This window comes from Sphingomonas sanxanigenens DSM 19645 = NX02 (genome assembly GCF_000512205.2).
GTDB classification, from domain to species: domain Bacteria; phylum Pseudomonadota; class Alphaproteobacteria; order Sphingomonadales; family Sphingomonadaceae; genus Sphingomonas_D; species Sphingomonas_D sanxanigenens.
In genome coordinates this window covers 247,924-273,841 of record NZ_CP011450.1, presented here as the reverse complement: position 1 = coordinate 273,841, position 25,918 = coordinate 247,924, and the positions used below count along the sequence as shown (strand labels likewise).

Genomic DNA, 25,918 nt, shown 5'->3' with positions numbered 1-25,918 from the left:
CGAGGGTGGCAGAGTCATGACCGACGTCGAACGCAGCGAGCCCGGGAGCGGCAAGGGTGCTCCTGAGATCGTCCTCATCACGGGTGCGAGCGGTTTCATAGCCGCCGCGCTCATTGCCCGGCTCGGCGAACGCTACACGGTCGTCGGACTCGATCGTGCCGGTCCTCCGGACCCGCCGCCTCCTGCGGCCGCGGTCGCCATCGATCTCGGGTCCGACGAGGCGGTCCGCGCCGCGCTCGAGGAGGTGCGCGCACGATACGGCGCCCGCATCGCGTCGGTTATCCACCTAGCCGCTTATTACGACATAACCGGCAAGCCTAACCCGCTCTATGACAAGGTGACAGTCCAGGGCACCCGCCGGCTGATTGACGGGCTGCAATCGTTCGAGGTCGAGCAATTCGTCTTCGCCAGCACGATGCTGGTCCATAAGCCGACCGCCACTCCGGAGGAGCGCATCAGCGAGGAGTCGCCAATCGGTGCGTCCTGGGCGTATCCGCAGTCCAAGGTCGACACCGAGGCATTGCTGCATGAGCGCCACGGGAACATCCCCGTCGTCTTCCTCCGCGCCGCAGGAGTTTACGACGACGACGGGCGCTCGGCGTTTCTCGCGCAGCAGATATCGCAGATCTACGAGCACCGCCTGATCTCGCATTTCTATCCCGGCATGCTGTGCGCGGCACAGTCATCGGTGCACCGCGAGGACTTGGCCGACGCCGTGGTGCGCCTCGTCGATCGGCGGCACGACTTGCCGTCAGAACTGCCGCTGCTCGTCGGCGAATCCGACCCGCCCGGCTATGCCGAGATCCAGGACATCGTCGGGGAGGCGCTCCACGGCGAGGGCTGGAAGACGATCCGCATCCCGCAGCCGCTCGCGAAGGCCGGGATCATCCTGCAGAACGAAGCGCTCGGCAGCGACGACTTTATCCAGCCCTGGATGATCGACAGCAGCAACGACCACTATATCCTCGACATCTCGCGCGCACGGTCGCTGCTCGGGTGGGAACCGAAGCACAGCCTTCGCGACACGCTCCCGGCGATCGTCGCTGCGCTCAAGCGGCATCCGCGGGCCTGGTACCGGAACAACAAGCTCAACGAGAACCTGGTCGCGTGGGATGAAGAGCCAGAGGCCGAGCTTGCGGGGTCTGGCCACCACCAGCCCGCAGCGGCCGCCGGAACGGGCGGCATAGATCACGGCGGGATGGATCACAGCAAAATGGACCACGCGGCGATGGGGCACGGGTCCGGCGCCGCGGTCGCGGCCATGTCGGACCACGGCGGGCACGGCGATCACATGGCCTTGATGGACCGCGATGAGCGCCGCGCACGCTGGGCGCTTTACGCCAACATCGGTCTCGGTCTGTGGCTCGCCTCCAGCCCGCTCATCTATGATTCCATGACCACGCAGAGCGTCGGCGAAGCCGCGCGTTTCGTAACCGTCGATCGCGGGCTGCCTTCGATCGAATGGCGGGCCAGCGCACTGGCTATCAGCGATGTCGTCAGCGGGCTCGCCATCGCGCTGTTCGGCGCGCTGTCGCTCGCCCCGCGCACCAAGACATGGGCGCAGTGGGCTGTCGCGTTCATCGGCATCTGGCTGTTCTTCGCGCCGCTGATCTTCTGGAGCCCGAGCGCCGCGCAGTACAACAACAACCTGCTCATCGGCTCGGCCGTGATCGCCCTGTCGGTGCTCGTGCCAATGATGCCGGGCATGAGCATGGCGGGCATGATGGACCCCAAGAACATCCCGCCTGGCTGGACCTATTCGCCATCGACGGACGCGCAGCGGCTGCCGATCGTCGCCATGGCGCTGATTGGGCTTCTGACCTCGCGTATCCTGACGGCCTACCAGTTAGGCCACATCGATACTGTGTGGGAGCCGTTCTTTGCTGGATCGCTGGCCGACCCGCGCAATGGGACCGAGGAGATCATTACATCCGACATGTCGAAGGCTTGGCCGATCCCCGACGGCGGTCTTGGTACAGTCAGCTACGTGCTCGAAATTCTTATGGCGGTGATGGGCACCCGCGACCGCTGGCGGACCATGCCGTGGATGGTGACCTTCTTCGGCATTCTCGTCATTCCGCTCGGCGTCGTCAGCATCTATTTCATCATCAGCCAGCCGATCGTCATCGGCACGTGGAGCACGCTGGCGCTGATCGCCGCGCTCGCCATGCTGATCATGATCCCGTTCGCATTGGACGAGGTCATTGCCATGGGCCAGTTCCTCGCCTGGGCGAAGCGCCGCGGCAAGCCGCTGATCCGCACCTTCTTCCAGGGCGACGCGGTCGAGGCGGGGGCCGAGGACGCATCCGACGTGATGGCCTCGCCTTCTACCTTCTGGGCGGATGCGAAGCGCGGGCTGACGCTGCCGTGGACGCTGGCGGCCAGTATCGTGCTCGGCGCCTTCCTGATGCTGACGCGGGTGATTCTGGGGAACGAAGGCGAGATGGCGAACAGCGACCATGTCGTCGGCGCCCTCGTGATCACAGTCGCGATCATTGCCACCGCAGAGGTGGCCCGCGCTCTCCGCTTCATCAATGTCGCGTTCGGGGCATGGCTCGTCGCTGCCCCGTTCCTGCTGACAGGGGCCGGCCCCCTTGGGGCGATCGTGTCGGTGGTCGTGGGAATCGCGCTCATCGGGCTCAGCCTGCCGCGCGGCAAGCGCAGCCCCGAACATTATGCGAGCTGGGACAAATACGTAATTTGAGGCCTTACTCGCCTCCAGAGAGGAGGGGCACAGCATGGCGCAGTCCAGGTACCGAGTTCTATCCGGGCGGTCATTCAGGCGGTTATATGGCCGTCGATTATGGCGGTGCGGTTGCCGATGGCCGGGTCAAGAGCGGCCGAGTATGCCGAGATGAACGAGTTCGCGTGAAGCTGCTCCAGGCCGCAGGCGTCGGCGTGAAGTTCGCGATCCATCCGGTTGCGGGGCGCATGCCCGGTCACATGAACGTGCTGCTCGCCGAAGCCGGCGTGCCCTATGACATCATCTTCGATATGGAAGATATCAACGCCGAGTTTGCCAACACCGATGTCGCGCTGGTCATCGGGGCCAACGATGTCGTCAACCCGGCGGCACGCACCGACAAATCCTCGCCGATCTACGGCATGCCCATCCTCGATGCCGACCAGGTCCACCAGGTCTATGTCGTCAAGCGCGGTCAGGGCAAAGGTTATTCCGGCGTCGAGAACCTGCTCTTCTTCAACGAGAATTGCAGCATGGTCTATGGGGATGCCCAGGCGGTGCTGACGCAGATGGTGCAGGCCGTGAAGGATCTCGGCGCGTGACCGTACCCCTTACCCCCGAAATCTGATTCACCACAGGAGAATGGACAATGACCTACGCGACCATCAATCCCTATACCGGAGACACTGTTGCGACCTTTCCCGACGCAACGGACGAGGAGGTGAAGACCGCGCTGGACAAAGCAGACGCGGCTTTCCTCAGTTGGCGCGAAACCTCCTTCGCCGAGCGCGGCCGTATCCTGCAGAATGCCGCAGACATCCTGCGCCGGGACAGCGATGCTTTTGCCCGCCTGCTGACGCTGGAAATGGGTAAGCTGGTCGCCGAAGCGAAGGCCGAGGTGGAACTCTCCGCCAAGATCTTCGAATATTATGTTCGGCATGCGGAAGACCTGCTGAAGCCGGAGAAGCTGCCGGTGCTCGATCCCGCCGAAGGCGAGGCGATGCTGGTGCACGAGCCGCTCGGCGTCCTCCTGGCGATCGAGCCATGGAATTTCCCTTATTATCAGATTGCCCGCATTCTCGCGCCGCAACTCTCGGCCGGCAACACGCTGATCCTCAAGCACGCCTCGAACGTTCCGCAGAGCGCCGCGGCGTTCGAGAGACTGATGAACGAAGCGGGTCTGCCGGAAGGCGCGTTCCAGAATCTCTATGCAACGCGCGATCAGATCAACCTCATCATCAACGATCCGCGCGTTCATGGCGTGGCGTTGACTGGCTCGGAAGCTGCCGGCGCGGTGGTTGCATCCGAGGCCGGCAAGGCGCTCAAGAAGTCGACCATGGAACTGGGCGGCGCCGACGCCTTTGTCGTGCTCGCCGATGCCGACATGGACAAGACGATCGACTGGGCCGTCTTCGGCCGGCACTGGAACGGTGGCCAGGTCTGTGTTTCGTCCAAGCGCATGATCGTCGTCGATGAAGTCTACGACACCTTCCTCGACGGTTATCGCAAGGGCGTAGCCAAGCTCGTCATGGGCGACCCCTCCGACCCCGGCACCACTCTCGCGCCGCTCTCCTCGCAAAAGGCGGCCGACGACATCAAGGAACAGATCCGCAAGGCCGTCGAACTGGGCGCCAAGGCTGAGGAAGTCGGTCCTACAGTGCCGAACAAGGGGGCTTTCGTGCAGCCAACTTTTCTGACCGACCTCGATGAGGGCAATCCGGCCCGTTATTGGGAATTCTTCGGTCCGGTATCGATGCTGTTCCGTGCGAAGGATGAGGACGATGCCGTGCGCATCGCCAACGACTCGCCCTTTGGCCTGGGCGGCTCCGTCTTCACCTCCGATCCTGTCCACGGCGCCGAAGTGGCGAAGCGGATTTCCACCGGCATGGTCTTCGTCAATCACCCGACTAAGGTGGAGGCCGACCTGCCGTTCGGCGGCATCCGTCGCTCGGGCTATGGCCGCGAACTGCTGGGCCTCGGCCTCAAGGAGTTCGTCAATCACAAGCTGATCGATGTCGTCGATATCGACGCGCATTTCTGAGAGAGGAACATCGCCATGGAAAGCACGATGAAAGCCGCGGTCGTCCGTGAATTCGGAAAGCCATTGGTCATGGAGGAAGTCGCGGTGCCCCGACCTGGCGCCGGCCAGATCCTCGTCAAGATCGCAGCCACCGGTGTGTGCCACACCGACCTGCATGCCGCTGAGGGCGATTGGCCGGTCAAGCCCAATCCACCCTTCATTCCTGGTCACGAGGGCGTCGGACATGTGGTCGCGGTTGGCGCAGGTGTGAAGCATGTCAAGGAGGGCGACCGGGTGGGCGTGCCATGGCTATATGATGCCTGCGGCCATTGCACGCACTGCCTGGGCGGCTGGGAAACGCTGTGCGAGGAGCAGCACAATACCGGGTATTCGGTGAACGGCAGCTTTGCCGAATATGTTCTCGCCGATCCCAATTATGTGGGGCATCTGCCCGGCAACGTTTCGTTCGTCGATATTGCGCCGATCCTGTGCGCCGGCGTCACCGTCTACAAGGGCCTCAAGGTAACCGACACCAAACCGGGCGACTGGGTGGTGATCTCCGGCATCGGAGGTCTCGGCCATCTCGCCGTGCAATATGCCAAGGCGATGGGCCTCAACGTCGTCGCCGTCGATGTCGATGACAGGAAGCTCGACCTCGCCCGGTCGCTGGGGGCCACGTTGGCAGTCAACGCCCGTTCGGAAGACCCGATCGCTTTCGTGAAGAAGCAGATCGGAGGCGCGAATGGGGTGTTGGTCACCGCCGTGTCGCCCAAGGCCTTCGAACAGGCGATGGGTATGGTGGGACGCGGCGGCACGGTCGCGCTCAACGGCCTGCCGCCCGGTGACTTCCCGCTGCCGATCTTCGACACGGTGCTGAACGGCGTGACCGTGCGGGGATCGATCGTGGGGACGCGGCTCGATTTACAGGAAGCCTTGGACTTCGCCGGTGACGGCAAGGTGAAGGCCACGATCTCAACCGACAAACTCGAGAACATCAACGACATCTTCTCCCGGATGCACAAGGGCGACATCCAGGGCCGCGTCGTCATCGATTTCGAGCAATAACGAGCCGCTTTTCGATCGGGCGTGTCTTCGTCGATCAGCCGGTCACCGCCGGGGCCGGAGGTCAATTGCCTTTCTGAACGCGTCTCCTCTCACCCTTAGGAGGGAGGAGACGCGCCGGTGGAGGAGAGGCGCCATCCTGAACAGACGAAGGAAGATTATCATGACTACTGGCAAGAAGGTCGCAATCGTCACAGGTGCCGGCCAGGGCATAGGCTTGGCCATCGCGGTGCGTCTCTCCCGGGAAGGCTTCGCCATCGGCTGTCTCGATTATAATGCGGAAACGGCAGAGGCGGCAGCCGATGCAATCATCGCTACAGGCGGTGAAGCACTCGCGGTCAAGGTCGATGTCGCTCAGCGCGATGACGTCTTCAAGGCGGTGGATGCGGTCGTTCAGCGGTTTGGCCGGCTCGATGTCATCGTGAACAACGCAGGCCTCGGACCGACCACACCGATCGAGGAGATCACGCCCGAAATCTACCACAAGGTGTTCGACGTCAATGTCGGCGGCACCTATTGGGGCATCCAGGCGGCGCTCAAGCATTTCAAGGCACGTAAGCCCGAGAAGGCCGGCGATATCGTCGGCAAGATCATCAATGCTTCGTCACAGGCGGGACAGGTTGGCAATCCCGATCTGGCGGTTTACGGCGCGACCAAGTTCGCGATCCGCGGCATCACCCAGACAGCAGCCAAGGATCTCGCACCCCTTGGCATCACCAGCAGTGCCTATTGTCCCGGTATCGTGCGCACGCCCATGATGGAGGGCATTGCTCAGAAGGTCGCTGATGAAAATGGCCAGACCCTTGAATGGGGCCTGCAGCAATGGGCGAAGAACGTAACGCTCGGGCGCATCTCTGAGCCGGAAGACGTGGCAGCCTGCGTATCCTTCCTTGCTGGCCCGGACTCGGATTACATGACAGGGCAAGCCCTGATTATCGACGGCGGCATGGTCTTTAACTGAGGCAGAGGTTCGAAGACGATCCTGTTTCGGCAGGCTCGTCTTGGTGCAGCTGTCAGATGCTGGGAGGCATGCGATGCATGCAATGGTCCTGAATGCGGTCGGTCAGCCGCTCGTGTGGACCGAACTTCCGGATAGAAGGCGTCACCTCAAGGTTTGTGCGCCAGACAACTACAAGGGTTCCTGGGGCGCGCCTTCATGCATGGCGGCCTCAACCATCTGGCATTTTGAAGGGGGAAACATGATTTTGGCGTTTAGGGTGGCAATGGCCACAGCACTGGCGATGCCGATCGCGGTCGCCGCCCAGCCTGCATCGCGCTTCGCGGATACGAAGGCCGTGGAGGCAGTACTGTCGCAGTACAAGGCGGCGATTGAAAAGCTCGATGCGAAAGGAACAGAGCGACTCTTCGCGGCCGACTCCCAGATATTCGAAACGGGTGGCTCGGAGGGAACCTACGCGACATACCTCGCCCATCATCTTGGGCCAGAGCTGGCAGCCTTCAAGTCGTTTACATTTTCCGACTACAAGGTGAAGGTTCGCTTTGAGGGTCCGGTCGCACTTGCCACCGAGACCTACCGCTATCGGATCGAGCCGAAGAACGGGGCTGTTGCCGAACGTATTGGCGTCGCAACCAGCGTCTTAACGCGCTCGGGGAGCAGCTGGAAGATCATCAGCATGCACAGTAGCGCTCGCAAGCCGAAAGGCTCCTGATCGGTCAAGATCACATTGCGCCCGGACCCAGCTTCAGGGGTCGGCAATATGGCCGCTACTGCTTCTTCGCTGGATTCGGCGTAGCCGACTGCGGTGTCGCATTTGTAGAATTCGTCGGGTGATCGTGCTCCGGTATGCCAGCATAATGGTTCATCTGATCCTCGGAGATGTCCGACGTTTCCTCGCTGCTGCCACAAGCCGTTACGGCCAGAGGTAACAGAAACATGGCTGTGATAATCGCCCTCGATCTTCTCATAACAGAATACCCTTCGATGCCGATCTGAACCCATCATAGCTGATACGGTGGGATGCTCGTATCTGACTTCCTTACAATGATATGATCGACAAGGTTTTCGCTAGACTGGCATGCTCATGATGTCCTTATACGCGGAAAGCAACCTATTGCGAACTTGCAACGTCGCCTCGAACGCGATCGACGACTCCTGCCGCGCGAGCATTACCTTTGCAATATCGACCTCTTCGCCGCGTTCATAGGCAACCGTCAACTTTCCGGCGCGAGCGTTGATTTCATTGATCTTTTGAAGCTGTGTTTGCAGTGTAGAGGTAAAGCCACCTGGTTCCGCGCGCCCGGCAGCCGAGATCCCTTGGGTCGAACCTGGACCTACGACCGAGTCTGCACCGTCCGCCTTTCCAAGCACGGTATTCATCGCTGCTTCGAATTTTGCTCCCGCACCCTCGGGGCTACCAACAGAAACCGCGCTGCTTGCTACATTCCGAAGCGCCGCATTCCTGTCGAGAATGGCGCTTCGCACGGCCATGACGTCGTTGATGAAGATGCTGCTCATGTTCACCCCGGTGCGACCTCTAGCATAGCTGCATGATCGCATCGCAAGCGTTAGAGGATGGTTAACGACGCTTAGAGTCGGATTCGAAACTAATCCTTTGAATGACAGTGTCTTGCGGCACGCCGGATGAAGGCTTGGACCGAGGCCGCGAAGAGCCAAGCGGTGGCAGATGCGATGGTTTGCTCGAAGTCCTTGGCAAGTCGGCGATTTCGGTTGAGCCAGGCGATTGTCCGTTCGACAACCCACCGGCGAGGCAAGACTTCGAAGCCTTTGACCATGTCGGAGCGTTTGACGATCGCGATCATCCAGCTACCCAAAGGCTTCAGGGCCTCCTTCAGTTTCTGGCCAGCATATCCGCCATCAGCGAACACGTGCCGCAGCCAGGGAAACCGCTGGATGACGCCGCCCAAGACCATCGGAGCTCCATCGCGATCCTGAATGTCAGCGGTATGAACGACGGCGTGAACCAGATTGCCCTCGGTGTCGGTTAGGATGTGACGCTTGCGTCCCTTGATCTTCTTTCCAGCATCGTAGCCCCGAGGCCCGCCACTTTCAGTGGTTTTGACGCTCTGGCTGTCGATCACACCGGCGCTGGGCGAGGCCTCACGCCCCTGTCCTTCACGGATCAGCATAAGAAGGCCATGGTTCAAGGTGTCAATCGGCGTCCAAAAAGGACCCCCTATCGGCGTGCAAAAGGGACCCCCTTCGTCGAGCTGCGTGACAGGTATGGCGGGCGTGCCGTTCGCGCTGGTTGCGGCGTAGGGCGGGCGTAGCTCGACCGGAGGCGCAACCAGCGCGAAGCGTCTTCTGCCGGTAGTCCCTTGCGTCAGCTGCGGTGTTTGAAGCGCCAGCTGTCGTTGCCGGTCTCGACGATGTCGCAATGGTGGGTAATGCGATCGAGCAGCGCGGTGGTCATCTTCGGGTCACCAAAGACGGTTGGCCACTCGCCAAAGGCGAGGTTCGTCGTGACGATGACCGAGGTGCGCTCGTAGAGCTTGCTCACCAGATGGAAGAGCAGCTGACCGCCTGAGCGGGCGAAGGGCAGATAGCCGAGCTCGTCCAGCACCACGACATCGAGGCGGGAGAGCTGTTTTGCGAGCGCGCCGGCTTTGCCGAGGCGGTTCTCCTCCTCGAGCCGGTTCACGAGGTCGACCGTGTTGAAGTAGTGCCCGCGGGCACCGGCCCGCACGACGTTGGCGGTGATGGCGCTGGCCAGGTGTGTCTTGCCGGTGCCCGTACCGCCGACCAGCACGACGTTGCGCTGGCTCGCCAGGAACGAGCCGCTGTGCAGCGAGCGTACGAGCCCCTCGTTGATGGGGGTGCCGTCGAAGACGAAGCCGTCGAGATCCTTCACCGCCGGCAACCTGACGGCCGACATCCGGTATCGGACCGACGCTGCATGGCGGTGGGTTGCCTCGGCACGCAGCAGGTCGGTCAGGATCTCCATCGTCGTGCGCTTGCGCTGTAGTCCGGTGGTCACCGCCTCGTCGAAGGCACTGGCCATGCCCTTCAGGCCGAGACCCGCCATGGCCGTCATCATCTCATGCCGCTGCATGGAGGCCTCGCAGGCTGTCGTAGCGCGTGCAGTCGGCAAGAGGCGGATGACGCAGCGCCAGGTCCTCGGCCGTGACGATGGCCAACGGTCGAGGCGGTTCTCGCCTGCGGGCCAGTATGTTGAGGATGACATCGTCGCTGGTGACGCCGGCCAGCAACGCCTCGCGTACAGCCGCCTCGACGAGGTTCAGCTCGTCGTCGAGCACCGCCGCCAGCACCCGCACGAACCGCCGGTCAGCATCATCGCCAGCGCCTAGCTTGCGCCGGAGCCGCGACAGCGCAGGTGGCAACTCCCAGTTTTGGAATGGTGCACCGTTGCGCAAGGCGCCGGGCTTGGTGACCAGCACCGGCAGATAGTGCCACGGGTCGTAGATGGTCCGGTCGCGTCCGAAAAACCGGGGATGGTCGGCAACGACCTCGCCGTCGCAGCGCACGACGATGCGGTCGGCATAGGCACGGACCTGGACCGCGCGCCGCACCGCCTTGGCCATGACCGAGTAGCGGTTGCGGTCAAAGTTTATCAGGCACGTGCCGCTCACCGCGTGTTCGCTCTCGTAGAACCCGTCGAAGGGCGCGACGACGGGCTGAAGCACGCTGCGCTCCGCAGCCCAGGCCTGAGCGACCGTCAGTTCCTTCTGCTCGGGATGCTGGTGCGTGTCCGCCCAACGGCGACACTCCGCCTCCAGCCAACCGTTCAGCTCCTCAATGCTGGCAAAGCGCAGGCGTGGTTGGAAGAACCGGCCACGTGCCGTCTGCACCTGGTTCTCGACCTGACCCTTCTCCCAACCGGCTGCCGGCGAACATGCCGTCGGTTCGACCATGTAGTGGTTGGCCATGACCAGGAACCGCCGGTTGAAGACCCGCTCCTTGCCGGTGAACACGCTCGTCACCGCGGTCTTCATGTTGTCGTAGATGCCGCGCGTTGGCACGCCCCCGAAAAAGGCGAACGCCCGCGCATGCGCGTCGAACAGCATCTCCTGCGTCTCGCGGGGATAGGCTCGCACGTATATCACTCGCGACGCGCACAGCCGCACATGCGCGACCTTCACGCGCATCGGCTTGCCCGCGATCTCGACGTCCTCATGGCTCCAGTCGAACTGATAGGCCTCGCCCGGCCGGAACAGCAGCGGGATGAACGCCGGCGCATCCATCACGTCGCGACGCCGCGCCTGCCGCCAGCGGGCCGCATAGCGACGCACCGCATCATACGAGCCGTCAAACCCCTCGCGCAGCAGCAGGTCGTGGATACGCGTGATGCGCAGCTTCTCGCGCCGCGGCCGTGCCTCGTCTTCCTTCAACAGCGCATCCAGTCGCACCTGGAATGGTCCGATCTTCGGCAGCGGCTGAACCTCGCGTCGGTAGCCCATGTCCGCCTCCGGCGACCGGATCGCCTTGCGCACCACCCCACGTGACAGATGCAGGTCGCGCATTATCGCCTTGATGGCTTTCCCCGCCGCGTGCTCGCGCCGGATCCTCAACACCGTCTCCAATACCAACATCCCGATCTCGCCGCCTGACACCTGCCAAGCGAACAGCCTAGACCACCGGGATGAGGGGTCCTTTTTCGACGCCGATCACCCCGCTACCGGGGTCCTTTTTCCACGCCGATCCACAGTTCAAGGCCTGCCATAGCCCGGTATCGCGCCAGATGTAGAACCAGCGTCGCACCGTTGAGACCGGTGGAAAGCAAGGTGGCAGCATTCGCCATGGCAGCCCACCCCGGAGCAGGTAGAAGATGGCCTCAACAATCCGGCGCATCTCCCACTTCCGTGGTCGACCTGTCCTTGCTGGTGGAGGAAGAAGGGGCTCGAAGATAGCCCATTCGGCATCGGTTAAATCTGTTGGCAAAGCCAGCATGCTTCGCGCATGGAGAGCGCGAGTGGTATCGGTCCACATCGTTGTATCCAAGGTAGTTTTTGGCGAAACCCCTGAATCAACGACTGGGCTGGCCGTCAAGCTAACCCACTGATACCACTCAACTTAGTTTCGGATCGGGCTCTTAGGCCAGGACACCGCCCAGAACCAAAAACATCTAGACTGCGAGTGCCCGAGGTGGATCGTCTGCCAGAACCTCCTTGGTGGCTCAAGCAGCCTTGAGGCAATCCGCTATCGGCGATTGCCCATGAAACGCAACAGGAACAGGAACAGATTGATGAAGTCGAGGTAGAGGGTCAGCGCACCCATCACCATAGACTTGCCCCGGAACTCGCTACCTTCCACTGAGAAGTAGATGCTTTTGATCCGCTGCGTATCGTACGCTGTGAGCCCGGCGAATAGCAGGACACCAACGGCACTGACGATGAGGTCCATTGTCGAAGACTTCAGGAACATGTTAACGATCATCGCGATGAGCAATCCGATCAGGCCCATGATCAGGAAGGTTCCAAAAGGCGACAAATCCCTTTTCGTGGTGTAGCCCCATAGGCTCAATCCGCCAAACGCCGCCGCAGCGACGAAGAAGGTGCGCGCAATGCTGACGCCTGTGTAGGCGAGCAGAATTGTCGACAGCGACACACCCATCAGCGCCGCGTAGGCCCAGAACAATGTCTTGGCGGCATTCTCCGACAGTCGGCTGATGCCGAAGCTCAACGCAAAAACGAAGACCAACGGTGCGAACACCGCGACCCATCCCAGCAGAGTTGGAGCACCATTCGTGGCAAAAAACAGAGCGCGAACGGGAGCGCTGCTGGCAACGAACAACGCGATCAGGCCAGTCAGTAAAACGCCGCTCGCCATGTAGTTGTAAACGCCCAACATGTAGGACCGCAGTCCCGCATCATAGGCCGCTATAGCAGGAGCCGCAGTGTCGGGTTGGGGGACCCGCGGTGCGCTAGGCTTGAGCGACTCGGCCATTGTCAGTGCTCCCTCTGCATATAAGGTGAACGGTCGGTCCATTCGCGGCTGCCGCGTCGGGCGGCACGCCGGCGGCCGCGCAATTGCTTAGCCTGAGCGACGCTTAAGCTCCACGATGTCGTTGGCCCTGACGTCACCGGACACCTTGATCGCTTTCGCAAAGTGATTATCGATCACCGAATCAATCCGGACCGTGCCGACTTCGACGCGCGTGAACAGGGGTGCCCCGCGCGGGCCATGAGGATGTTCTTTGTTCCGGTAGACGTTGAGGATCTGCCCAGGTTGAGCACCGTCCGCCTTGCCCACACAAAGTACGAGGTTGGCCTGACCTGCCTTGACGACGCTGCCGCGCATGAGGATCGCATGCCACAGCCCCGGCGTGCGGGCGGCGGGCTGAGCGATGACCGCGACAGGGGCGGTCACTACGAGAAGTGCGGTCGCCAGCAAGAAGCGTCGGGCCTGCATCGTGATCTCCTGGAGGTCCTGGGGCTTGGACCGATAACAGCACCTAGCATCCAGCGCGACATTGACCCAGATCAAATGCAATGCGACCCAAGCGCTTGAGAGAACGCTTCGAGGTGGTCATTTCCTGTGGCAGGGTCGGGTGCCGATCGTCCGAAGCCGCAGATTTCCGCGCTGAGCGAGAAGGACGCAGCAATATCCAGGATCTAGGGCACCTGCCTCTCAGAAGGATGATCCACCAACATCCTGAATAGGCTAATCGCGCCGGTAGGCGTCGCGACCACCGCCGCCGCTCGAGTAGGTCCGTCATACCGAGCGAAGATCCGCTCAAGTGCTCCATCCGCATTTGCTTGGGTGTTCTCATATCCATCCAGACGTTGAACGATCCGAAAAAGCTGCCGCATATACCCTCTCTGTTGCGCGTAATCCGCGATATGAACTTCGCCGCCCGAGCGGACGCTGGCGACCATCGCAGCGATACCAGCCTCCTTTTCGCGCTGTGTCACTTGGTGGAAGACGAGACTCGAGACCGCCTTGTCGAACGTACCTGGCGAGCCAGCAAGATCGCTCGCGACACCCTGCCGCCACTCGATCTCAACGCCCGCCCGCCGGGCCTTCTTTCGGGCAATCTGTAAGATGCCGAGGTCCGGATCGATACCTAAGATGCGAACGCCCGGCGATCGCAGCTTCAGCATGATCGCGAATGTGCCCGTCCCACAGCCCAGATCGAGAATGTTCTCACCGTCGTGAGGCGCCACTTGCTCCAACAGCAGCGATCGCCAGTACCGCTCCCGGGTTAGCAAGCGGATCACCAGATCGTAGAGCGGAGTGAGCGCCTCCCTCCCGAGCGCTGGCGTGAAAGCTTGGCTCATACGTCGCTTGCTCTCAAACCGGCCAGGAAGAGCCGGAGCGTCCCTGTTAGCGTCATAATTATGAGACGATCGGACGGTCTCTCGACAATTGTAGCGGTCTCGCCTGTGGACTTGAACCATCCCCGCAGTCGCATAGCGACCTTCATTGAGGCGGTGCGCTCTGAACCTTCGACCAGCATCTGCCATTTTCCTCGGCCTCACTGGCCCTCCCCAGGTTCATCCGTCTTGCCGTCGCTCTCGGGGCATTTGTTTCCCCGCGCAGCTTGCTCGCGTGCTAAACGCGTTTCTTGCCACGGCCAGTTGAACCGCGCCGGGTCTGCCGGAGGCGTTGGGTTGTGAGTCACGCTGCCATATCGATGTTGTCTGCGGCAGCATAATATTGATCTTCGGCTTCGGCGGGCGGGATGTTGCCGATGGGCTCCAGCAGTCGGCGATGGTTGAACCAGTCGACCCATTCCAGCGTGGCGTACTCGACTGCTTCGAAGCTGCGCCACGGTCCACGCCGGTGGATTACCTCGGCTTTGTAAAGGCCGTTGATCGTCTCGGCCAAAGCATTGTCATAGCTGTCGCCAACGCTGCCAACCGAGGGCTCGATCCCGGCTTCGGCAAGGCGCTCGGTGTACTTGATGGACACGTATTGCGACCCGCGATCGCTGTGATGGATGAGGCCGCCCCGGTGGGTCGGCCGGCGATCGTGAAGTGCCTGTTCCAGGGCATCGAGGACGAAGCTGGCATGCGCCGTCCTGCTGGCCCGCCAACCGACGATGCGCCTAGCGTAGGTGTCGATGACGAAGGCGACGTAGACGAAGCCTGCCCAGGTCGCGACGTAAGTGAAGTCCGACACCCACAGCATGTTCGGCGCTGGCGCATAGAACCTGCGGTTGACCCTATCGAGCGGGCACGGCGCCGCCTTGTCGCTGATGGTCGTGCGCACCGGCTTGCCCCGGATCACCCCTGCCAAGCCCATCTCACGCATCAGCCGAGCGACCGTACAGCGAGCGATCGGAAAGCCTTCCCGCATCATCTGCCGCCAGACCTTGCGTACGCCGTAGACCGCGAAGTTCTCAGCGAACACGCGTGCGATCTCGGGCTTGAGAGCCGCATCCTGTCGTGCCCGCGTCGAAAGGCGTGTTGGATCCTGCCGCTTCGCGACGCGCTCGTGATAGGTGGATGGGGCGATCGGCAGGACGCGGCAGATCGGCTCGACCCCATAGGCATCGCGGTGATCGTCAATGAACGCGATCATCGCCGGAACGGGCGGTCGAGCTCCGCCTGCGCAAAATATGCTGACGCCTTGCGCAGAATCTCGTTGGCTTGCCGCAGCTCACGAACCTCGCGCTCCAGCGCCTTCATCTTGTCGGCAACCTCGGTCGGGACACCGGCGCGCTTACCGCTGTTGACCTCCGCCTTCTTCACCCATTCATGCAGCGTCTGCGGAACGCAGCCGATCTTCTCTGCGATGGACACCACCGCGGCCCAGCGGGAGGGGTAATCGCGCTCGTGATCGGCCACCATCCGCACCGCCCGCTCGCGCACTTCCGGCGCAAACTTGTTCGTCGTCTTGCTCATACAGGCTCCACCTTCTCAGGAGTTGGAGCCTCCGGCAAACCCGGCGCGGTTCAAGTGCCCGTTTATCTCGACGCCAAGCGAGACGCTCAGGAAGGTGCGGACGAGGATCAATCCGGCTAGGACTACGAGGTCTGCAAGCGTCGGGTTTATAACCAGCGACTTGAGAATGTCGCCCGCTACGAGGAACTCGAGCCCGAGCAAGATGCTGCGCCCAAGATCTGCGCGGAAGGGGCGATATGCCGCCTCGTAGCGTAAGCGTGGCGTGAGGACCGCAGTTTATGCGGCTTGGGCTGTTGGCTGATCTGTCTGGGGCACCCAGTTCCACGGCATCAGCTCGTCCCAGCGGGTGGCGGGCCAGTCGCCGGCGACCCTGGCGATGACATCGGCGATATAGGCCTGCGGGTCGACGCCGTTGGCCTTGCAGGTCTGGATGACGGTGTAGATGGCGGCGGCTCGCTCGCCGCCTGCGCGCGAACCCGCGAACAGCCAGTTGCGCCTTCCCACGGCGACGCCGCGCAGGGCCCGCTCCGCGATGTTGTTGTCGATCTCCAGACGCCCGTCACCCAGGAAGCGGCACAGCGCCGGCCAGCGTTTGGTGCCATAGGCGATGGCTTTGGCCATGTCGGACTTGGGCGACAGGCGGCGAAGGGCAGCGTCGAGCACCTCGCGCAAGGCGTCGACCAGCGACTGGCTTCGTTCCTGTCGCGCTCGACGGCGTACATCCGGCGGCTGACCACGCACCTCCGCCTCGACGGCATAGAGCGCGCCGATGCGCTCCAGGATATCGGTGGTCAGCGGCGTGGAGAGGCGCTCGTGCAGGTCGAACACCTTGCGCCGGAAGTGTGCCCAGCATGCCACCTCTGTGACGCCACCGCGGTACAGGGCGTCATAGCCCGCATAGGCATCGGCCTGGAGAAAGCCGCGAAAGCCGGCGAGATGCGCCTGCGGGTGCGCCGCGGTGCGGTCGGGCGTGAAGCGATACCATGTTGCGGGCGGTGTCGTGCTGCCGGACGCCTGGTCGTCGGCGGCGTACACCCACAGCCGCCCGGTCGCGGTCTTGCCACGGCCGGGGTCGAGCACCGGCACCGGCGTGTCGTCGGCATGGATCTTGTCGGCCTTGAGCACCTCGTCACGGATACGGCTGACCACCGGGTCGAGCAGTGCTGCAGCTTGCCCGGCCCAGCCCGCGAGCGTCGAGCGGTCGATCTCGAGCCCCTGCGCGGCCATCATCTCGGCCTGGCGGTACAACGGCAGATGGTGGTCGAACTTGGAGACGACGACGTGCGCCAGCGTCGCGAAGGTCGCCTTGCCCCGCGCCACAGCGCTGACCGGCGCGGGTGCCTGGACGATCTTCTCGCAAGACCGGCAGCTGTATTTGGGGCGGACGTTGCGCACGACCCGCCAGCGCACCGGCACGATGTCGAGCATCTCGTGCGCGTCCACGCCCAGCCGGCGCAGCGCACCACCGCAGTCCGGGCAGGTGCAGATACCGGACGCCGGCTCGTGGACGACCTCCTCGCGCGGCAGATGCTCCGGCAGACTGCGGACCGGTGCCAGGCGCGGCGCTACTCCAGGCGCCGCAGTCTCGACTTCGGAAACATCCCGCTCCGTTTCCAGCTCTTCCAGCGCCAGCTCGAGCTGTTCGATCTCGCGGCCCAACTTCTCGGAGGAGGCACCGAACTGCATCCGCCGCAGTCGGGCGATCTGCCCGCGCAACGTGTCGATGAGCAGATCGCGGGCGGCGAGCGCGGCATTCGCCCGGGCGAGCGATGCCTCCAGCGCGGCGATCCGCGCGGTGGCATCAGCAGGGGAAACAGGCGCTTCCAGCACCCGCATTTCATAACAGATCACGCATCGACGGGCGAGAAAAAGCGTCGCAAAACCGCCGTTTTCACCCCGCCAGCGTCGGCGTGAACGTCCGCTCTGGGCGACGCCAGTCGATGCCCTCCAGCAGCATCGACAATTGTGCCGGCGTCAGCGTCACCGTGCCCGTCGCGGTCACCGGCCAGACGAACCGACCCCGGTCGAGCCGCTTGGAGAACAGGCACAGGCCTTGCCCATCGAACCACAGCAGCTTGACCAGATGACCCCGCTTGCCCCGGAACGCGAACAACGCGCCCGAGTGCGGGTTCTGGGCCAGCACCTGCTGCACCAGTACCGCCAGGCCATCGAACCCTTTGCGCATGTCGGTGACGCCACACGCCAGGAACACCCGCGTCGGCAACGGCGTGGGGCTCAACGCAGCACCGACAACACTCGCGCCAGCGCGCCGGCGTCCACCGACCCGTCCACGCTCACTCGGACGCCACCCGGAAATTCGATGCAGATGAGGCCAGACGTGGATGTCGCCGGCTGCGGCGCAGGTGCGGCGACATCGGCCACGCGCACCTCGGCGAATGCCGGCAGCGCAGGCGCGACCCCGCCCAGCTTGCCCAGCCGCGCCTGCTTGCGCCACGTATAGATCAGGCTGCTCGACACCTCGCGCCGGGCGATGACATCACGGACCCGCACGCCCGGCCGGAACGCCTCGGCCAGGATCTCCAGCTTCTCCGCGTCCGACCAGCTCCGTCGGCCCGATACCCGGCCGACCACCTCCACACGACCAGTCGTACGAGCGCTCGTACGACCAGTCTCAGAACCGAAAACCTCCCGCACCGCCCGCGCCCTCGTCAAAGACGATAAGCATCCCGGCTACGGCCAAACGGGCAAGGCGGCCCTCAGGCCACGCTTACCTCGTAGCCGCTGGACCAGGTTCTCTTGGCGCAAGCCGCGGTAGCTATCAGGGCGCCCGCCAAGATCGCGCCCGTGCCGGCAAGTTCAAGGGCCGTTACCGCAACCCGGACAATACCGCTGATATCAATCGTGGCCACCTGCGTAATGGTCATAGAGTCCGTTGTCCTGATATCGCCCTCAAACTATTTCGTTTTGCTCGATCCACGCCCGGAGCTACCTACTGCCACCGATGGCGGCTGCCCGGCGAGATCAGAGAGCCTACTTCAGCTTCGCTAAAAACGAGCAACTGCCGTTCTGGCGAAAGACGGGGAGCTGCTTCGCCATCAAAGCCGCACCGTCCGCAGACGAAGCGCGTTTCCGATAACAGCCACCGAGCTGAACGCCATCGCGGCGCCGGCAATGATGGGGCTGAGGAGCAGTCCGAACAGGGGATAGAACACTCCGGCCGCGATTGGCACGCCCGCCGCATTGAAGATGAACGAGAAGAACAGGTTCTGCCGGATGTTGCGCATCACCGCGCGGCTGAGCCGGCGGGCGCGGACAATCCCGCCAAGGTCACCCTTGACCAGGGTCACGGACGCGCTCTCCATCGCAACGTCCGTCCCTGTTCCCATCGCTATGCCGACGTCCGCGGCAGCCAGAGCAGGCGCATCGTTGATGCCATCGCCGGCCATTGCCACGCGGCGGCCCTCGGCACGGAGCCGTTCCACCACGGCCTGCTTCTGGTCGGGGAGAACGTCGGCGAAGACCTCGTCGATGCCGCCGATCTTCCGTGCCACCGCATCCGCGGTGCGCTGATTGTCGCCGGTCAGCATGACCACTCGAACGCCTCCCTTGCGTAGTTCGGCGATCGCGTCGGCAGCGCTCTCCTTGATTGGATCAGCCACGGCGATGAGTCCGGCAAGCGCTCCGTCTATCGCCGTGAACATGACGCCCTGGCCCTCGGCGCGCATCGCGTCGGCTTGACCTGTCAGCTCCGAGGTGTCGATGCCCAGGCCCTCAAGCAGCGCCTTATTGCCCAAAGCGACCTGACGCCCTTCCACCTTCCCGGTCACGCCCTTGCCCGTATGCGACGCGAAGTCGGTCGTGCTCGGCAACTCCAGCCCGCGCTCCTCGGCACCCTCCACGATCGCTGCTGCAAGCGGGTGCTCGCTACCGCGCTCAAGAGCGGCTGCAAGCCTCAGGACGTCAGCTTCGGCGCGGCCTTCTGCGACAGTGACGGCGACGAGCTTGGGCTTACCGAGGGTGAGCGTGCCGGTCTTGTCCACGACCAGCGTATCGATCTTCTCCATGAGCTCGAGTGCCTCGGCGTTCTTGACGAGGACGCCGGCAGTGGCGCCGCGGCCGGTGCCGACCATGATCGACATCGGCGTGGCGAGGCCCAAGGCGCAGGGACAGGCGATGATGAGAACCGCAACCGCGTTGACGAGCGCAAAGCTGAGCGCCGGTTCCGGACCCCAGATCGACCACACGCCAAAGGCGAGAATCGCAATCAGCACGACGGCGGGAACGAACCAGGCCGAGACCTTGTCGGCCAGCGCCTGAATTGGAGCCCGCGAGCGCTGTGCGTCTGCGACCATGCGGACGATCTGCGATAGCATCGTATCCTGGCCGACGCGCTCGGCGCGCATCAACAGGCTGCCGGTGCCGTTCACGGTGGCTCCGGTCACCTTCTCGCCGGGGACCTTTTCCACCGGCACGGGCTCACCGCTGATCATGGATTCGTCGACTGAGGATCGGCCGTCAGTGACGATGCCGTCGACCGGTATCTTCTCGCCGGGCCGCACACGAAGCGTGTCACCGACCACGACATGCTCGAGCGGAATGTCTTCCTCGCGTCCGTCAGCGCGCACGATGCGAGCCGTTTTCGGGGCGAGGCCGAGCAGCGCGCGGATCGCCCGTCCGGTTGCCGAACGGGCACGCAACTCCAGGACCTGGCCGAGCAGAACCAGCGTGACGATGACAGCCGCCGCTTCAAAATAGACCGGGACGGCTCCTCCCATCGTTCGGAACGAGGGAGGGAAGAGATCGGGCGCTAAGGTGGCCACCACGCTGAAGACGTAGGCAACCCCGACGCCGAGGCTGATCAACGTGAACATGTTGAGGTTTCGGCTCTTGAGCGAAGCCCAGCCTCGCTCGAAAAATGGCCAGGCGCCCCACAGCACGACCGGGGTAGCGAGCGCAAGTTGGACGAGCATCGACGTACGCATCGGGAGTGGATGCCAGCCGAAAAGCTCGCCCCCCATTGCCAGAGCGAGGAGGGGCAGGGACAGAATGGCGCTGACCCAGAACCGCCTGGTCATATCAATCAGTTCGGGATTGGGGCCCTCTTCGAGCGTGGGGTCGGCCGGCTCCAGCGCCATCCCGCAGATCGGGCAGCTCCCGGGACCGGGGCGGCGAATCTCGGGATGCATCGGGCAGGTCCATACGGCCCCCTGAGCCGGCTCGGGCAATGCGCCCATTGCCGGACTGGTGATCGCGGGCTTTGTTGCGGGAGGGTTGAGATAACGCTCAGGATCCGCGGCAAACTTCGAGCGGCACCCCTCGCTGCAGAAATAGTAGATGGTGTCGTCCAGATCATGGCGGTGCTTTGCGGTAGCTGGGTCCACCGTCATTCCGCATACCGGATCCCTGACTGCTCCGTCCGGGAGGCCGGATGGCTTCATTTGGCGGTCGCCTTCCGCGTATTCATGCGTGTGATCCACAATATTTTCCTTCATTCAGACGCAGGCGTGGCGACCGGCACGGGAGCACCTTTTACGCGGAACCAGAGCTTCGCAGGAGCGCCAAGCCGGCTCCCACCAACCGGCTGTCGTATGAGATCATACTGGAGGCGCAGGAGTTTGTTCAAAGCCATGAAAGCTGGCGGGATGGTGTCCCGCCAGCCGCCATGGCGGCACGAGCACAAAGTTCCTACCGGCACCGGTGCATCACATGTCGGACCCGCTGTTGTGTCACCGCAACAATCCGGTCCGGTGAGCGCTCGATGATGGTCATGCGGCGTTCAAGCCGTGCCCGGCGCCGTGTTCGTGAAGCCGGAACGGCCAGCGAATAGAAGATACTTCCTCCCTGCTCGCGCCAGCCACCAGTCCCTCGCGACGTTCTGTCGGGGAGCATCACTTCCGAATACGAACCGTCAGAGCTGAAAACCCAGGCTGGTCCGGACTTGCAGGCTTGGCGGCCGTCGAAAGACCAAGTTCCGACAAGGCTCGCCTCCGGCTGGACCGTCGCTGCTTGCGAGGCGCTCGTAGTGGACGCACCGGCTGCAAATGCCATCAGAGCGATCGCGCGGAGCCAATGGGCGCTCCGCAGTTGCATATCACTGCCCACCCTCTGCTTCGCGGCTAACAAGGCGGTTGCCGATTGTCCCCGCTGGACCTCCCGAGTTCTCCGCACGTTCGCTGGTGCGCCGGCGATGACCACCATGCATGAAAAAATGCATCAGCGGACAAGCGAGCAGGAGGAGGTAGGGGAGCATTGCAAGCGGGGAGGTGCGGTGCTCGTACACCAGATATAGTGCCACAATGACGAGAATGCCGGAGACGACCGAAGTCAGGGGGTGCGCTCGGAGCCGTTGTGCCAATCGCCGTCCGGAATTACTCATATCGACCGCTCCATTTCCGTCTAACATTCTTCACACCTCGACTGCCGGGCGAGGTTGGTCAGGTCCATCGAGGCGCGCGCCTTTCTCAGAACCACATCCGGACTCCCGCGACGACAGAAACGAGGCTGGTGTCTTCACCTTCCGCGCGCGCCAGTCGTTTCGTGCTTCCGTAGCTCTGTGTCCACGACACGCCCACATACGGGGCGAACTCGCGCTTTACTTCATACCGCAGCCGGAGACCGAGTTCGGTCTTGTTCAGCCCGGAACCGACGCCGAACGACCGATCCTTTTGGACTGCGGCGTCGAACTCGAAGCGGGGTTGCAGGATGAGCCGCTGTGTCAGCTGCTGATCATAGGTGGCGGTCGCCCGCATGGAGACCTTGCCGTCCTGGCTTATGAACAACGTCGGTTCGAGCGAATAGCGGTAAGGAGCGAGGCCCTGCACGCCGATCGCGGCATAGGTTCGCGATTGATTGGGGCCTGGCCCCGAGCGGTGCGCAAAACGGACGCCGGCCTGAAAGTCGAAGAAGGGCGAGATCAGGCGGCCGTAAAGAAGCTGGGCCTCCTGCTCGCCTCCGCCTGGCCCCGATACGTCTTGCAGCCCTTCGGTCTTGACCCAGAGCCGGTTCACGTCGCCGCCGTACCAGCCGTAAATGTCCCAGCGGATCGCTCCCGCGGCGCGACTTTCGCGATACTCGAGCAGTTCTGTCACCAGGTAGCTGTAGTTCGCGCTGTCGGCGGTCGGCTCCGGCCATCCTGAGCGGTCCTCCAGGTTGGGCAGCGTTGCTGTCTCCTGGTCTGTCGGGGCAGGTGCAGCAACCGGTTCGGCATGCGAAGTTTGGCCGGGAGCCGGCATCGGCATGGACATCGGTTCGCCGGCTCCCCGCGCGCCCGTCTCTTGTGCTTGAAGACCGGTGGGCAGCAGGAACAGGACGGGCAATAATGAAGGTGCGAAGCGCAACGGCTTTCTCCGGTCAGGCGGGGGAGGAGACTTCGACGACGCGGAACATGCCCATCTCCATGTGGAGCAACAGGTGGCAGTGCATCGCCCATTGCCCAGGTGCGTCGGCGGTCACAGCCACCGTCAGGCGCTCGGCGGGTTTGACGCTGACCGTATGCTTGCGCGGCTGGTTCGCTCCGCCGCCGTTCTCGAGCTCCATCCACATGCCGTGAAGGTGGATCGGATGTTCCATCATGGTGTCGTTGACGAACACCATGCGCAGCCGTTCGCCATATCTGAACGCGATTGGGGTGCGCGCTTCGGAGTATTTCTTGCCGTCGAAGGACCAGCTGTAGCGGTCCATGTTGCCCGTGATGTGCAGTTCGATCTCGCGCTCGGGCGCACGCAGATCGGTTTGCGGGATCACGCTGCGAAGATCGGCGTAGACCAGGACGCGCGAATTCTCGGTGTCGAACCCCGAGCCCGGTTCGCCGAGACGGTTCTTCGCGACCATGGCGATCGAGGAATTGCCGACCCCGTGCGTGTCGGGGCCGTGAGCGAAGCGCTGATCTTTGACCGAGGCGCCTTCGCCGCTCATGCCCGGCATCGCACCCATGGCGCCCATCGCGCCGCCGGTCGTCGGCATGTCGGCCATGCCCGATTGGTGCGCCGTCTTCAGTTTTCCGGCGGCGTCCGCGCGAACCCGCCCGGCCGCGCCCATGTTCTGCATCTGGTGGCCGCTCATGTCCATGATCGGCGGTGACGCGGGAGCGGCGGCGCCCGGCATCCCGGACATGCTCCCCATCCCGGCCTTGCCCGCGCCCATGTCCATGCCGCCCATGTCCATCCCCATGTCGGCCATGGTGCGGATCGGCCGCGGTCGGCGCGGCGGGATCGGGGCGGTCATGCCAGCGCGCGGGGCCAGGGTGCCGCGCGCGAACCCGCTGCGGTCCATCGTCTCCGCCATCAGCGTGTAGGCGCGGTCCTCGGGCACGACGATGACGTCGAATGTTTCGCCGGGCGCGATCCGGAACTCGTCTACCTCCAGCGGCTGGATGTCCTGCCCGTCGGCCTGGACCACGGTCATCTTGAGCCCGGGGATGCGGATATCGAAATAGGTCATCGCGCCGGCCGCGATGAAACGCAGGCGTACGCGCTCACCCGGCCGGAACAGCCCCGTCCAATTGGCGTCGCTGGTCAGACCGTTAACGAGGTAGGTGTAGGTGTAACCGGTGACGTCGGCGAAGTCGGTCGGGTCCATCCTCATCTTGGACCAGCTGAGCCGTTCCATGAGCGTCGCCGACCAGCCGTTCGCGCTGACATCGCGCACGAGATCGGCCAGCGTGCGCTTCTGATAATTGTAATATCCGGACTGCTTCTTGAGATTGGCGATAATCTTTTCTGGAGCCTCGAAGCTCCAGTCGGACATCAACACGACATAGTCCCGGTCGAAGGCGACGGGATCGGGACCGGCCGGATCGATGACGAAGGGCGCGTAGACGCCGAGCAGCTCCTGCCCGCCCGAATGGCTGTGGCACCAGTAGGTGCCGCTCTGAAGCAGCGGAAAGCGGTAGGTGAACGTCTCGCCCGGCGCGATGCCGGCGAAGCTCACGCCGGGAACCCCGTCCATGCCCGGGGGCAGGAGGATCCCGTGCCAGTGGATCGAGGCGATCTCCTTCAAGCGGTTCGTGACCCGTATGACGGCGTCTTCGCCCTCGCGGAAACGCAGGAGCGGCCCCGGCACGGTTCCGTTAATCGCCATCGCTTTGCCGGGACGTCCGTCGACCATCAGTCGGTAGTCGTCGATCTCCAGATCGTAGCTGCGCACGTTCGCGGAGGAGGGCCGCGGGACCGGCAAGGCCTGGCTGTCCTGCGTCCAGGCATAAGCCGGCGCCGAGCGCGCGAGAACCGCCGATAGGCCAAGCAGACCCGCGCCCGCCATCACCTCGCGTCGGCCGATGCGATCCAAAGACCTTGTCATAACGATCACTTGCCCGCGAAATCGAGGACGACGCGTGCGGCCACATCGCCGCGTTGCAGCCGGCTCAAAACCTCGTTGATCGCCGAAAGCGGCTGCAGTTCGATGTTCGCCTTGACCTTGCCTTCGGCGGCGAATGCGAGGGCCTCGGCCATGTCCTGGCGTGTGCCGACGAACGATCCCCGAATGGTGATGCAGTCAACGACTACATCGAAGAGCGGGACCGGAAACTCGCCGGGCGGCAGCCCGACCAGCACGCAGGTTCCGCGCTTACGCGTCATGGCGACTCCCTGCTTGAACGCCGGGAGGGAGGGCGCTGTAATCAGGACCCCGTGAGCACCGCCGCCCGTCGCCTTTTTCAAGGCCTCCGCCGGGTCGCCCTCTTTGGCGTTGATCGCAAGATCGGCGCCGAGGCGTTTTGCATGTTCGAGCTTTGTGTCGTCGATGTCGATCGCCGCGACGGACAGTCCCATGGCCTTGGCATACTGGATGGCCAGATGGCCGAGGCCTCCGGCGCCGGAAACGGCGATCCATTCGCCGGGCCTGGCTCCGGTTTCCTTGATGCCCTTGTAGGTGGTGATGCCGGCGCAGACGAGCGGCGCGGCCTCGATCGACGACAGGCCGTCGGGGATGTGGGCGACGTAATTGGGGTCGGCCAGGATGTATTCGGCGAAGCCGCCATTCTTCGTGTAGCCGCCGAACTGCGCCTTGGCGCAAACCGTCTCCTGAGCCTTCAGGCAATATTCGCAGCGGCCGCATGCTGAATAGAGCCAGGGCACTCCGACCCGGTCGCCTTCCTTGACGATCGTCACGCCCGCTCCGACCGCGACGACCGGACCGATCGCCTCGTGACCCGGAATGAACGGGGGCGTCGGCTTGACCGGCCAATCGCCATTTGCGGCATGGAGATCGGTGTGGCACACGCCGCACGCTTCGGTCTTGACGACGATCTGACCTGGGCCAGGCGTCGGCATGTCCCATTCGCGGAGGACCAAAGGCTGGCCGAACGTTTCGACCACTGCGGCCTGCATTGTAGAAGCCATGGCTGTTTTCCTTTTTAGCTCAGTCGAGAGCGCGCTGTTGACGTCGCGCTGGTTCGAAATCCGCGCCTT

At 63.4% G+C, this 25,918-nt stretch carries 22 protein-coding genes, 3 pseudogenes and 1 other annotated feature; of the genes and pseudogenes, 6 read left to right on the top strand and 19 right to left on the bottom strand.

Annotated features, from left to right (window positions below):
- Positions 1–16 precede the first annotated feature (16 nt).
- The 6 genes and pseudogenes from NX02_RS29980 (at position 17) to NX02_RS29955 (ending at position 7,435) form a co-directional block, all read left to right on the top strand.
- Positions 17–2,704: a vitamin K epoxide reductase family protein gene (locus NX02_RS29980; RefSeq protein ID WP_047100378.1), complete on the top strand. Its 2,688-nt coding sequence runs from the start codon at positions 17–19 to the stop codon at positions 2,702–2,704.
- 98 nt (positions 2,705–2,802) lie between these two features.
- Positions 2,803–3,285, top strand: a pseudogene (locus tag NX02_RS29975) (NAD(P)(+) transhydrogenase (Re/Si-specific) subunit beta); the annotation flags it as partial.
- Between the two features lie 47 nt (positions 3,286–3,332).
- Positions 3,333–4,724 (top strand): NAD-dependent succinate-semialdehyde dehydrogenase, encoded by a 1,392-nt coding sequence (locus tag NX02_RS29970; protein ID WP_037475975.1) that lies wholly within the window; start codon positions 3,333–3,335, stop codon positions 4,722–4,724.
- A 15-nt stretch (positions 4,725–4,739) separates the two neighbouring features.
- Positions 4,740–5,768 (top strand): alcohol dehydrogenase AdhP, encoded by a 1,029-nt coding sequence (gene adhP / locus NX02_RS29965; protein ID WP_037475973.1) that lies wholly within the window; start codon positions 4,740–4,742, stop codon positions 5,766–5,768.
- A gap of 160 nt (positions 5,769–5,928) precedes the next feature.
- Complete coding sequence (locus NX02_RS29960; protein WP_047100376.1) at positions 5,929–6,726, top strand: (S)-acetoin forming diacetyl reductase; 798 nt, start codon at positions 5,929–5,931, stop codon at positions 6,724–6,726.
- A 73-nt stretch (positions 6,727–6,799) separates the two neighbouring features.
- On the top strand, positions 6,800–7,435 hold the full coding sequence (locus NX02_RS29955) for a YybH family protein (RefSeq protein ID WP_239556198.1): 636 nt from the start codon (positions 6,800–6,802) through the stop codon (positions 7,433–7,435).
- 356 nt (positions 7,436–7,791) lie between these two features.
- On the opposite strand, the gene fliE is transcribed toward NX02_RS29955, so the two are convergent.
- The 19 genes and pseudogenes from fliE to adhP (NX02_RS29870) all read right to left on the bottom strand — a co-directional run bounded on the left by fliE (position 7,792) and on the right by adhP (NX02_RS29870) (position 25,849).
- A complete protein-coding gene (gene fliE, locus NX02_RS31105) occupies positions 7,792–8,241 on the bottom strand; it encodes a flagellar hook-basal body complex protein FliE (RefSeq protein WP_245648921.1) in 450 nt (149 codons plus the stop codon).
- Positions 8,242–8,330: 89 nt separating this feature from the next.
- Entirely contained in the window at positions 8,331–9,122 is a 792-nt protein-coding gene (locus NX02_RS29945) for an IS5 family transposase (protein ID WP_425424057.1), read from the bottom strand.
- The gene (gene istB, locus NX02_RS29940) at positions 9,068–9,796 is read right to left on the bottom strand and encodes an IS21-like element helper ATPase IstB (RefSeq protein WP_025291103.1); all 729 of its coding nucleotides are present in this window, start codon (positions 9,794–9,796) and stop codon (positions 9,068–9,070) included. The genes NX02_RS29945 and istB overlap by 55 nt, the downstream gene beginning before the upstream one ends.
- Positions 9,783–11,294 (bottom strand): IS21 family transposase, encoded by a 1,512-nt coding sequence (gene istA / locus NX02_RS29935; RefSeq protein WP_025291104.1) that lies wholly within the window; start codon positions 11,292–11,294, stop codon positions 9,783–9,785. The genes istB and istA overlap by 14 nt, the downstream gene beginning before the upstream one ends.
- Positions 11,295–11,409: 115 nt before the next feature.
- Positions 11,410–11,691, bottom strand: a pseudogene (locus tag NX02_RS31935) (transposase); the annotation flags it as partial.
- Between the two features lie 210 nt (positions 11,692–11,901).
- On the bottom strand, positions 11,902–12,648 hold the full coding sequence (locus NX02_RS29930) for a Bax inhibitor-1/YccA family protein (RefSeq protein ID WP_047100374.1): 747 nt from the start codon (positions 12,646–12,648) through the stop codon (positions 11,902–11,904).
- 87 nt (positions 12,649–12,735) lie between these two features.
- On the bottom strand, positions 12,736–13,113 hold the full coding sequence (locus tag NX02_RS29925; protein ID WP_047100478.1) for a hypothetical protein: 378 nt from the start codon (positions 13,111–13,113) through the stop codon (positions 12,736–12,738).
- A gap of 203 nt (positions 13,114–13,316) precedes the next feature.
- A complete protein-coding gene (locus tag NX02_RS29920; protein ID WP_047100373.1) occupies positions 13,317–13,982 on the bottom strand; it encodes a class I SAM-dependent methyltransferase in 666 nt (221 codons plus the stop codon).
- Between the two features lie 340 nt (positions 13,983–14,322).
- A protein-coding gene (locus tag NX02_RS29915) for an IS3 family transposase (RefSeq protein ID WP_158013994.1) occupies positions 14,323–15,551 on the bottom strand; the annotation gives its coding sequence in 2 pieces (ribosomal slippage) (positions 14,323–15,263 and positions 15,263–15,551; 1,230 coding nt in all).
- Positions 15,154–15,270 (bottom strand) — a sequence feature (AL1L pseudoknot). Its footprint overlaps the gene before it by 117 nt.
- A gap of 15 nt (positions 15,552–15,566) precedes the next feature.
- Positions 15,567–15,791, bottom strand: a pseudogene (locus NX02_RS29905) (DUF1622 domain-containing protein); the annotation flags it as partial.
- Between the two features lie 36 nt (positions 15,792–15,827).
- Positions 15,828–17,387 (bottom strand): IS66 family transposase, encoded by a 1,560-nt coding sequence (tnpC, locus tag NX02_RS29900; protein ID WP_025292356.1) that lies wholly within the window; start codon positions 17,385–17,387, stop codon positions 15,828–15,830.
- Positions 17,388–17,442: 55 nt separating this feature from the next.
- Positions 17,443–17,790, bottom strand: coding sequence for an IS66 family insertion sequence element accessory protein TnpB (gene tnpB, locus NX02_RS29895; RefSeq protein WP_025292355.1), 348 nt, complete (start codon positions 17,788–17,790; stop codon positions 17,443–17,445).
- On the bottom strand, positions 17,787–18,149 hold the full coding sequence (tnpA, locus tag NX02_RS29890; protein ID WP_007407193.1) for an IS66-like element accessory protein TnpA: 363 nt from the start codon (positions 18,147–18,149) through the stop codon (positions 17,787–17,789). The genes tnpB and tnpA overlap by 4 nt, the downstream gene beginning before the upstream one ends.
- A gap of 119 nt (positions 18,150–18,268) precedes the next feature.
- Positions 18,269–18,436, bottom strand: a complete 168-nt coding sequence (locus NX02_RS32930) for a hypothetical protein (protein ID WP_158014300.1) — start codon at positions 18,434–18,436, stop codon at positions 18,269–18,271.
- 171 nt (positions 18,437–18,607) lie between these two features.
- Positions 18,608–21,004 (bottom strand): heavy metal translocating P-type ATPase, encoded by a 2,397-nt coding sequence (locus NX02_RS29885; RefSeq protein WP_158014299.1) that lies wholly within the window; start codon positions 21,002–21,004, stop codon positions 18,608–18,610.
- Between the two features lie 599 nt (positions 21,005–21,603).
- Complete coding sequence (locus tag NX02_RS31930; RefSeq protein WP_084718432.1) at positions 21,604–21,888, bottom strand: DUF2933 domain-containing protein; 285 nt, start codon at positions 21,886–21,888, stop codon at positions 21,604–21,606.
- 85 nt (positions 21,889–21,973) lie between these two features.
- Positions 21,974–22,849, bottom strand: a complete 876-nt coding sequence (locus NX02_RS29880; RefSeq protein ID WP_158014298.1) for a copper resistance protein B — start codon at positions 22,847–22,849, stop codon at positions 21,974–21,976.
- A 13-nt stretch (positions 22,850–22,862) separates the two neighbouring features.
- Positions 22,863–24,809 carry a copper resistance system multicopper oxidase gene (locus tag NX02_RS29875; RefSeq protein ID WP_047100371.1) on the bottom strand — a complete coding sequence of 649 codons (1,947 nt, stop codon included), beginning with the start codon at positions 24,807–24,809 and terminating at the stop codon, positions 22,863–22,865.
- 5 nt (positions 24,810–24,814) lie between these two features.
- On the bottom strand, positions 24,815–25,849 hold the full coding sequence (gene adhP / locus NX02_RS29870) for an alcohol dehydrogenase AdhP (protein ID WP_047100370.1): 1,035 nt from the start codon (positions 25,847–25,849) through the stop codon (positions 24,815–24,817).
- Positions 25,850–25,918: the final 69 nt, after the last annotated feature.